The sequence below is a fragment of the Gammaproteobacteria bacterium genome, assembly GCA_028819075.1.
Lineage (GTDB): Bacteria > Gemmatimonadota > Gemmatimonadetes > Longimicrobiales > Gaopeijiaceae > BD2-11.
In genome coordinates this window covers 167744-177024 of the sequence record JAPPMM010000047.1, presented here as the reverse complement: position 1 = coordinate 177024, position 9281 = coordinate 167744, and the positions used below count along the sequence as shown (strand labels likewise).

The 9281-nt window shown below is 69.9% G+C and carries 8 protein-coding genes; 6 read left to right on the top strand and 2 right to left on the bottom strand.

All coding sequences use genetic code 11. The features are described from left to right. Positions 1 to 828 precede the first annotated feature (828 nt). Positions 829 to 1272 (top strand): HNH endonuclease signature motif containing protein, encoded by a 444-nt coding sequence (locus OXU32_13065; GenBank protein ID MDE0074881.1) that lies wholly within the window; start codon positions 829 to 831, stop codon positions 1270 to 1272. Here OXU32_13065 and OXU32_13060 read toward each other — a convergent pair. Continuing rightward, positions 1209 to 2027, bottom strand: coding sequence for a pyridoxamine 5'-phosphate oxidase family protein (locus OXU32_13060; protein MDE0074880.1), 819 nt, complete (start codon positions 2025 to 2027; stop codon positions 1209 to 1211). The genes OXU32_13065 and OXU32_13060 overlap by 64 nt on opposite strands. Before the next feature lie 79 nt (positions 2028 to 2106). Next, complete coding sequence (locus OXU32_13055) at positions 2107 to 3147, bottom strand: DUF933 domain-containing protein (GenBank protein MDE0074879.1); 1041 nt, start codon at positions 3145 to 3147, stop codon at positions 2107 to 2109. 145 nt (positions 3148 to 3292) lie between these two features. Here OXU32_13055 and OXU32_13050 point away from each other — a divergent pair, with 145 nt between their 5' ends. The 5 genes from OXU32_13050 (at position 3293) to leuC (ending at position 9280) form a co-directional block, all read left to right on the top strand. After that, positions 3293 to 3727, top strand: coding sequence for a DUF1761 domain-containing protein (locus tag OXU32_13050; protein ID MDE0074878.1), 435 nt, complete (start codon positions 3293 to 3295; stop codon positions 3725 to 3727). Between the two features lie 124 nt (positions 3728 to 3851). Then, positions 3852 to 5057 (top strand): 2-isopropylmalate synthase, encoded by a 1206-nt coding sequence (locus OXU32_13045; GenBank protein MDE0074877.1) that lies wholly within the window; start codon positions 3852 to 3854, stop codon positions 5055 to 5057. A 99-nt stretch (positions 5058 to 5156) separates the two neighbouring features. After that, complete coding sequence (gene ilvC / locus OXU32_13040) at positions 5157 to 6146, top strand: ketol-acid reductoisomerase (protein MDE0074876.1); 990 nt, start codon at positions 5157 to 5159, stop codon at positions 6144 to 6146. A 7-nt stretch (positions 6147 to 6153) separates the two neighbouring features. Then, on the top strand, positions 6154 to 7845 hold the full coding sequence (gene ilvD / locus OXU32_13035; protein MDE0074875.1) for a dihydroxy-acid dehydratase: 1692 nt from the start codon (positions 6154 to 6156) through the stop codon (positions 7843 to 7845). Between the two features lie 25 nt (positions 7846 to 7870). Then, positions 7871 to 9280, top strand: coding sequence for a 3-isopropylmalate dehydratase large subunit (gene leuC, locus OXU32_13030; GenBank protein ID MDE0074874.1), 1410 nt, complete (start codon positions 7871 to 7873; stop codon positions 9278 to 9280). Position 9281: the final 1 nt, after the last annotated feature.

Sequence of the window (9281 nt, the reverse complement as noted above, 5' to 3'; positions counted from 1 at the left end):
CCGCGGGGCAGCCGCAGAACCGGGACATTTTCCATGCCGATAACCGGGACATTTTACGTGCCGATTGACAGTCCCGCCATTCAGCTCCGATTTTCCCGCCCTCGCCGGTCGGTCCAGCAAGGTCCAGAGAAACGGCAGGGAACGCAGATCGTGCAGCCCTGATTAGACTTACGTGATTTCCTGCCGGGATTCAGACCCTTACCATTCCGCACACGCGATGTTGAACATCGCGACTGGCGAGGGGTGCTCCGCCCCCCCTCGACCCCCCAGAAAAACTCCGCTCCGGAAGCGTTCGCGGTTGAGGTTGTTCGCCCTCCCTTCCGCCTGGCCGAAGGTTCCATGCGGCCGGTCGCCGCGTTTCTCCCGCCGACCACGGATCACCGCCGGTCGAGGCCGTCGATTTCGCGGGCGACTCCTGCGTCGCGACCGGCGGGCGGCGTGCTCGGCGTTACCACCGCTTCGGCGCCGGTCCCCCCGGCCTCCGGGACGGACTCCGCCCGTCCCTACGCCGGGGTCGAGCCCCTTCTCAACCCGGCGCAGCCCGATCGTCCGCAAGCGCGGAAGACTCGGGACCCGCAGTCGCCGAGAACGTCCTCCTCCCCGGAGTCTTCGGAGGGTACCGTCGCCATCAACGGCTCCTCCGCCAACGCCGTTCTCCTACCCGTCAGTGCTCGTTAGCGTCCGCCTCCCCGAGGCAAAGGGAACGGCTTCGAGTCGGTCTCGCACTCGTCCACAGACCTCTCATGAGATCCAATGGATTCCTAGCTCAGGATGTGGATACCGATAGTGATAACCTGCGCTGGCTAGTCGTTGTATTATGTTGTGGTCATGTCAGTTACAGAATTATCGGATCGGACGATTCCACCGCACATCCGGCGGGCGTTGGAGGAACGCGACCGGGGATGCCGCTTTCCCGCGTGTGGCTGCCGGTTCACCGAGGCGCATCACGTGAAGCACTGGGCCGACGGGGGCGAGACCAGCCTGAGAAACACGATGCTGCTATGCCGGCGGCATCATCGCGCGGTTCACGAGGGGCAGGTGAAGGTATCGGTGGCCACGGACGGGACGGTGGTGTTCTTCACGCGCGGGGGGAAGATGCTGGCCGACGCGCCGAGACAGGTCTGGAGGGATTTGGCCCCGGTCCCATCGGTGCATCCTGCCGCCCCGGGGAAAGGCGACGGTCTCACGCTCTCGAACGGGGCTGCGCTCTATCGCGATTCGGAGATCCCATGGGAGATCGAGGCCGCTGCTCGGGAAGCCGTCGACAATTGAGGGGCTCGGGGCGACCTCGAGCCGGATATTCGGCGTGCGGCGGAGGCGGCGTCAACTGGCCGCCACCTGTCTCCGGTGTTCTGCTCGCCATCGTCGGAGCGGTCCACCGGAGGCAGATGGATGCCATCTGCGAGAAGCTGCCGCGCAAGCTGCCTGGCTGGCGCCCGGCCCGCCCGTCGGCTCCCCCCGCGGGACCCGAACTCCACCACATGCGCCCGCCACGTCTCGGGATCGCCCGGCGCTCCGTGCGCCTCCGACACCACCTCGAGCCGAATCGGCGTCACCTCGATCAGCAGCACGCTCTCGTCCCGGTCCGGGTAGAACGGCGTCCACGACTCCTTCCAGTGACGGGCCTTCATCTCCGGGTCGTCGACCAGGCGCGCCCGGCCGATGACAGTGACGTACGCCGGCACGCCTTCCGCGAGATAGTGGAGCGCCACCCGGGGATTGGCGCGCAATTGCTCCACCTTGCGGCTGCCGGGGTTGGTGGCCAGCCAGACGACCCAGTTCTCGTTCGGCGGGAGCGGGTCCATGGCGCGTACGGCCGGAAAGCCCTCCTCGTCCAGCGTCGCCAGCGACACGAACGCCGCCCCTTCCACCACCTCGCGCGCGACCCCGAGCAGTTCGGCGCGCGACGGCGTCTGGGCGCCAGCCGAGCCCGCGACGGCCAGCGAGGCCATCCACGCCGCGACCAGCGGGGTCATCCAAGCTGCCACGGCCTGCGGGGCCATCCACGCCGCGACCAGCGGAGCCATCACGAGGCGCGCGCCCGTTCTACGTGTTTTGCATAATTTACGCATTCTACGTATTCCAGCCCTCACTTCAGACGTTCTGCTACACGTTAAAGAGCACCCGCAGGACATCCCCGTCCTGCACGACGTAGTCCCTTCCTTCCACCCGCAGCCGCCCGGCCGCCTTCACCGCCTGCTCCGATCCGTATTCCTCCAGGACATCGCAGGGGATGACCTCCGCCCGGATGAAGCCCCGCTCCATGTCCGAGTGGATCTTCCCGGCGGCTCGGCGCGCGTCGGTGCCCGCGCGGATGGTCCAGGCTCGCACCTCCGGCCCCGCCACAGTGAAGAAGGAGATCAGGTCCTGCAGCTGGTAGGCCGCGCGAATGAAGCGGTCGAGGGCGGGCTCGGCCAGCCCCATGTCGCGCAGAAACTCCTGCTGGTCCGCGGGCTCGAGCATCGCGATCTCCGCCTCGAGGCTGGCCGAAAGGGTCATGCCCGCGGCGCCCATGCGGGCCAGCGCGCCTTCGAGTTCATCCGCCAGCGACTCCCCTGCGTCGTCTTCCTCGCGGTTGAGCACGGCCAGCAGCGGCGCGTCGGTGACCAGCGAATAGCCGCGCAGGAGCGAACGATCGAGCTCCGATTCGGGAAGCACGCGCAGCGGCCGTTCCGATTCCAGCGTCTCCCGCATGCGCTCGAAGGCCGCCACCTCGAGCCCGCGCTTCGCCTCCTTGCGCGCCCGCTCCAGCCAGCGTTCGACGAACACCAGATCGGCGAGGACGCATTCGGCGTGGAACGCCTCGAGCTCGGCGGCGGGAGCGGGGGCGTGCTCGAGCGCCGGGTTGTCGAAGCCGCGCAGAACGAGGCAGAGGGCGTCCTGGTCGCGCACCTGCTGCAGCGCCGCGGTCGAGAGCCCGCGCTGTTCGGAACCGTGTTCTCCGGGGATGTCGCAGAAGACGATGCTGGCGAAGGTGGTCTTCTTCGGCCGGTAGAGGGCCGAGAGCCACTCCACCCGGGGATCGGGCACGTCCACTACGGCGCGGCGCACCTCGCCCCCGTATCCGACCGGGGCGTCCTGACCGGTCATCGCATTGAACACGGTCGTCTTCCCGGAACCCGGGAAGCCCACCAGGCCAACCTTCACGCTGTCGTTCCCTCCATTCTCGTGGCTGAGTCAAGGAATCTGCTTCTGACATTCCTTGCCTGCCAGCCTTGCGAAGTCGGCGCAAGCGTGATCCCTTGCAAGGTTCTACCGATTGATGGGCACGGGCACGAGCGAGGACAGCGCAATGGAACCGACGGTCTCGGTCAACTACCTGGCCATCCTCGTCTGTGTCGTCGTCGCGATGCCGCTTGGATTCCTGTGGTTCGGGCCGCTCTTCGGCAAGATGTGGGCCCGGCACATGGGGATGGAGGGTGAAGACGCCCAGGGAGGGATGGCCAAGGCCATGGTCATCTATGCCCTGGGCTCATTCCTTCTCGTGTTCGTGCTCGCCCACTACGTCGCTCTGGTGCGGCCCTCCGCGTGGGGAGTGGGTCCCGATCAGGCGCCCTGGGTCTACGCCTGGAACGGCGCGTTCTGGCCCTGGCTGGGCTTCTTCCTTCCGCTTCAGATGGGGCGGGTCGCGTGGGAAGGGAAGAAGTGGGGGCTGGTCGCCATCAACTCCGGGTTCGACCTGGTCCGGCTTCTGATTTTCGCGATCATCCTCACGCACTGGCACTGATCCCTCACGTACCGGAGCAGTCGGCGTAGCGGCGCGACGCCGGCGGGAAGCGATCGCAGGTCCCCTGTCCCGGGCATAAGCTGTTACCATTTCTCCGGGCAGTACCGATTACCGAGGAGTACACATGGCCAGGATCACGGTCTTCGACACCACTCTGAGAGACGGCGAACAGTCCCCGGGCTGTACCATGACCCCGTCCGAGAAGCTTCGCATGGCGCACCAGCTCGAGGAGTTGGGCGTGGATGTGATCGAGGCGGGGTTCCCGATCGCCTCCGACACCGATTTCGACGCGGTCGGGACCATCGCACGCGAGATCCGCGAGCCGGTGATCGCCGCGCTGGCGCGGGCCACCGCGGGCGACATCGACCGGGCCGGGCACGCGGTGAAGGGAGCACGCCGGTCGCGCATCCACACCTTCATCGCGACATCGGACATCCATCTCGAGCGCAAGCTCGGCATCGGGCGCGAGGAGTGCCTGGAGCGGGCGGCGGCGGCGGTCGAGCGCGCCTGCCGCTTCACCGACGACGTGGAGTTCAGCGCCGAGGACGCCACCCGCACCGATCTCGACTTCCTGTGCGCCGTGATCACCGCGGCGGTGGAGGCGGGCGCCACCACGGTGAACATCCCGGACACGGTCGGCTACACCTTCCCGGCCGAGTTCCGCGACACCCTGCGCGAGCTGGTGGCCAGGGTGCCCGGCCTGGGCGACGAGGTGGTGCTCTCGGTGCACTGCCACGACGACCTGGGGCTCGCGGTGGCCAACAGCCTGGCGGGGCTCGACGCCGGGGCGCGGCAGATCGAGTGCACCATCAACGGCATCGGCGAGCGCGCGGGCAACGCATCGCTCGAGGAGATCGTGATGGCGCTCAAGGTGCGCGCCGACATCAACGAGCACTTCACCGAGGTCAACGCCGAGAAGCTCTATCCGACAAGCCGCCTGCTGAGCGAGACCATCGGCGTCATGCCGCAGCCCAACAAGGCGATCGTGGGCGACAACGCCTTCGCGCACGCCGCGGGCATCCACCAGCACGGCATGCTGAGCGACCGGGCCACCTACGAGATCATGACCCCGGAAACGGTGGGCGCGCCTCCGACGCAGCTCGTGCTGGGCAAGCACTCAGGGCGGCACGCGCTGCGCCACCGCTACGAGAAGCTCGGGCACGACCTTACCGACGAGGAGATGGCCGAGGCGTCCCGCTACTGCACCGATCTCGCGGAGCGCCGCATCGACGTGACCGACGAAGCCCTGCTTTCGATCCTGCGCAGGATCAAGGGCGAGGAGGGCGAGTCGCGGGTCCAGGGCAGATCGGCGGACCGGGCCTACAGGTAGCCCGGCGCATCCGGATGATCCCTCCGGGTCACCGGACCTTTTTCCACCATTAGAGCAATCGCGCGCACGGGCGCGCGCCCAGAACGAGGATACCGGCAGATGAGCGAGGCGACGATGGGAAGCAACGGGGCTTCCACCGAACTCCTTCAGGGACGGTCCGTGGCCGTCATCGGCTACGGCAGCCAGGGGCATGCGCACGCCCTGAACCTGCGGGACTCGGGAGCCGACGTCGTGGTGGGTCTCTACGAGGGAAGTTCGTCCGCGGACAAGGCGCGGGCCGACGGGCTCGGGGTGGCCTCCGTCGCCGACGCCGCGGCCGGGGCCACGGTCGTCTCGATTCTCATTCCCGACACGATCCAGCGGGACGTGTACGAGGCCGAGATCGAAGGGCACCTGAACGCCGGGGATACCCTCGTCTTCGCCCACGGCTTCAACGTGCACTACGGCGAGATCGTGGCGCCGGAGCATACCGACGTCATCCTCATCGCGCCCAAGTCGCCGGGGAACCGCGTGCGCGAGGAGTTCGTCGCGGGGCGCGGGGTGCCGGCGCTCTACGGGGTCCATCAGGATGCCACCGGCGGCGCGACCGAATTCGCGCGGGCGTATGCGGCGGGGCTGGGATGCGCGCGCGCGGGCATCCTCGAGACCACCTTCGCGGCGGAAACCGAGACCGATCTGTTCGGGGAGCAGGCGGTACTGTGCGGGGGCTTCACCGCGCTGGTGCAGGCCGGCTTCGAGACGCTGGTGGAAGCCGGCTACGACCCCGCCCTCGCCTACTTCGAGTGCCTGCACGAGCTGAAGCTGATCGTGGATCTGGCGTACGCGCACGGCATCTCGGGGATGCGCCGCGAGGTCAGCGACACCGCCGAGTACGGCGACTACGTCAGCGGTCCGCGGGTCGTGGGCGATGCCTCGCGGGCGGCGATGAAGGAGATCCTGGCGGATGTCCAGTCCGGAGCCTTTGCGCGCCAGTGGATCGAGGAAGCGCGCGGCGGACGCGAGGCGTTCGACCGCATGCGGGTGGAAGGCGCCGAGCATCCCATCGAGACGGTGGGCAGAAAGCTGCGGTCGCACATGGCCTGGCTTTAGTCCGGGGATGAAGCCGCGGCAACTGCCCCTCCGCAGCCAGGCGCTGGTCGCCGGGCGGGACCGCGCGGCGGCGCGCTCCATGCTGCGCGCGGTCGGCATGGAGGACGACGACTTCTCCAGGCCGCTGATCGCGATCGCCAACACCTGGACCGACACCACGCCGTGCAACGCCCACCTGCGCGACCTGGCCGACTCCGTGCGGCAGGGGATCCGCGAGGCGGGGGGGATGCCGCTCGAGGTCAACACCATCGCCATCTCGGACGGGATCACGATGGGGACCGAGGGCATGAAGGCCTCGCTGGTGAGCCGGGAGCTGGTCGCGGATTCGATCGAGCTGGTGGGGGACGCCTACGGGTTCGACGGCGTGGTGGCCATCTCCGGATGCGACAAGACCATCCCGGGCACGGTGATGGCGCTGGCGCGCCTGGATCTGCCCAGCCTGATGCTCTACGGAGGGTCGATCCAACCGGGCCGCTACCGGGGGCGCGACGTCACCATCCAGGACGTGTTCGAGGGGATCGGGGCGTGCGCGGCCGGCCGCATCAGCGAGGAGGACCTGGACGAGCTGGAGCGCGCGGCGTGCCCGGGCGCGGGCTCGTGCGGCGGGCAGTTCACCGCCAACACCATGGCGACCGTCTTCGAGGCGATGGGCATCTCGCCGATGGGGAGCGGCTCGGTGCCGGCCACCGATCCGGCCAAGGCGGGGGTCGCGCGCGACTGCGGCCGTCTGGCGGTCGACCTGGTGCGGCGCGGGGTGACGGCCCGCGACATCCTCACGCGCGAGGCGATGACCAACGGGGTCACCCTGGCGGTGGCCACCGGCGGGTCGACCAACGCGGTGCTGCACCTGCTGGCGGTCGCGCGCGAGGCCGGGGTGGAGCTCGAGCTGGAGGACTTCGACCGCATCAGCGCGCGCACGCCGGTGATCGCGGACATGAAGCCGTGGGGCCGCTTCGTCGCGACCGACATGCACGCGGCCGGCGGGGTGCGGCTGCTGGCGGCCCGCCTGCTGGGCGCGGGGCTGCTCGACGGCGGCGCGGCTACGGTCACCGGGCGCACGGTGGCGGAGGAGGCGGCGCTGGCGGCCGAGGCGGTCGGGCAGGAGGTGGTTTCGTCCGTGGAGGACCCGGTGAAGCCGCACGGTGGGCTGCTCATCCTGAAGGGCAACCTGGCGCCCGACGGCTGCGTGCTGAAGGTGGCCGGCCCCGAGCGCGGCCACCACAGCGGCCCGGCGCGGGTGTTCGACTGTGAGGAGGACGCGTTCGAGGCGGTGCAGGCGGGTGGAATATCCGCCGGGGACGTCGTGGTGATCCGGGGGGAGGGGCCGCGCGGCGGGCCCGGCATGCGGGAGATGCTGGCGGTCACGGCGGCGCTCACCGGGGCGGGGCTGGGGCCCTCGGTGGGGCTGCTCACCGACGGCCGCTTCTCGGGCGCCACCCACGGGCTGATGGTCGGCCACGTCGCGCCCGAGGCGGTGGACGGCGGACCCATCGCGGCCGTGCGGGACGGCGACACCGTCACTTTCGACGTGGCGGCGCGCACCCTGTCGGTGGACCTGACCGACAACGAGATCCGCGAGCGGGCCAGCGCCTGGCGCCCGTCCGCGCAGTCGGCCAACGGCTCCGCCACCGGGGTCATGCGCAAGTACGCGCGCCTGGTCGCCTCCGCGTCCGAGGGCGCGGTCACCAACCGGGCATGAGCGAGACACGCACCGGCGAGCGAGCATGAACGCCCGACCCACCACCCTGTTCGAGAAGGTCTGGGAGCAGCACGTCGTGCGCCGGGAAGAGGGGCGCCCCGACCTCATCTACATCGACCTGCACCTGGTGCACGAGGTCACGTCGCCGCAGGCCTTCGCGGGGCTGAACGCGGCCGGCCGCGCGGTTCGCCGCCCGGAGCGCACCCTGGCCACCGTCGACCACAACGTGCCCACCACCCACCGCTCCCTCCCGGTCGCCGACCCGGTGGCGACCCGCCAGATCGAGGCGCTCCGCGAGAACGCCGCCGAGCACGGGATCACCCTGTACGACATGGGCCACGAGCGGCAGGGCATCGTGCACGTGATCGGCCCCGAACTGGGCGCGACCCAGCCCGGCATGACCATCGTGTGCGGCGATAGCCACACCTCCACCCACGGCGCCTTCGGGGCGATCGCCTTCGGGATCGGCACCTCGCAGGTCGAGCACGTGCTCGCCACCCAGTGCCTGCTCATGGAGCGCCCGCGCAGCATGGAGGTGCGCTACCGCGGGCGCCTGGGGCCGGGACTCACCGCCAAGGACCTGATCCTCCACACCATCGGCCGCATCGGGGTGGCGGGGGGTGCGGGCCACGTGGTGGAATACCGCGGCGAGGCGATCCGCGCGCTCTCCATGGAGGGCCGCATGACCGTGTGCAACATGTCCATCGAGGCGGGTGCGCGCGCCGGCATGATCGCGCCCGACCAGACCACCTTTGAGTATCTGCGCGGGCGCCCGCGCGCGCCTGCGGGCGAGGCCTTCGACCAGGCGGTGGCGCGCTGGTCGACCCTGCGCACCGACCGGGGCGCGCGCTTCGACCGGGTGGTGGAGGTCGACCTGGCCGGCCTGGAGCCGCAGGTGACGTGGGGGACCAACCCCGGCATGGTGGTCCCCGTCTCCGGGCGGGTCCCCGACCCGGCCGACCTCACCGACCCGGACAGCCGGGCCACCGCCGAGCGAGCGCTCTCGTACATGGGGCTCGAGCCCGGCACGCCCATGCAGGACATCGAGCTCGACCGCGTCTTCATCGGCTCGTGCACCAACTCCCGCATCGAGGACCTGCGCGAGGCGGCGCGGGTCGCGCGCGGAAGCAAGGTGAGCCCGCGCGTGCAGGCCCTGGTGGTGCCCGGCTCCACCGCGGTGAAGGCGGCCGCCGAAGCCGAGGGCCTCGACCGCGTCTTCCGCGACGCCGGCTTCGAGTGGCGCGAGTCCGGCTGCTCCATGTGCCTGGGGATGAACGACGACATCGCGGGGCCCGGCGAACGCTGCGCCTCCACCTCCAACCGCAACTTCGAGGGCCGGCAGGGCAGGGGGGCGCGCACCCACCTGGTGAGTCCAGCGATGGCTGCGGCCGCCGCCGTGGCGGGCCGCTTCACCGACGTGAGGAGCCAGGCGTGAG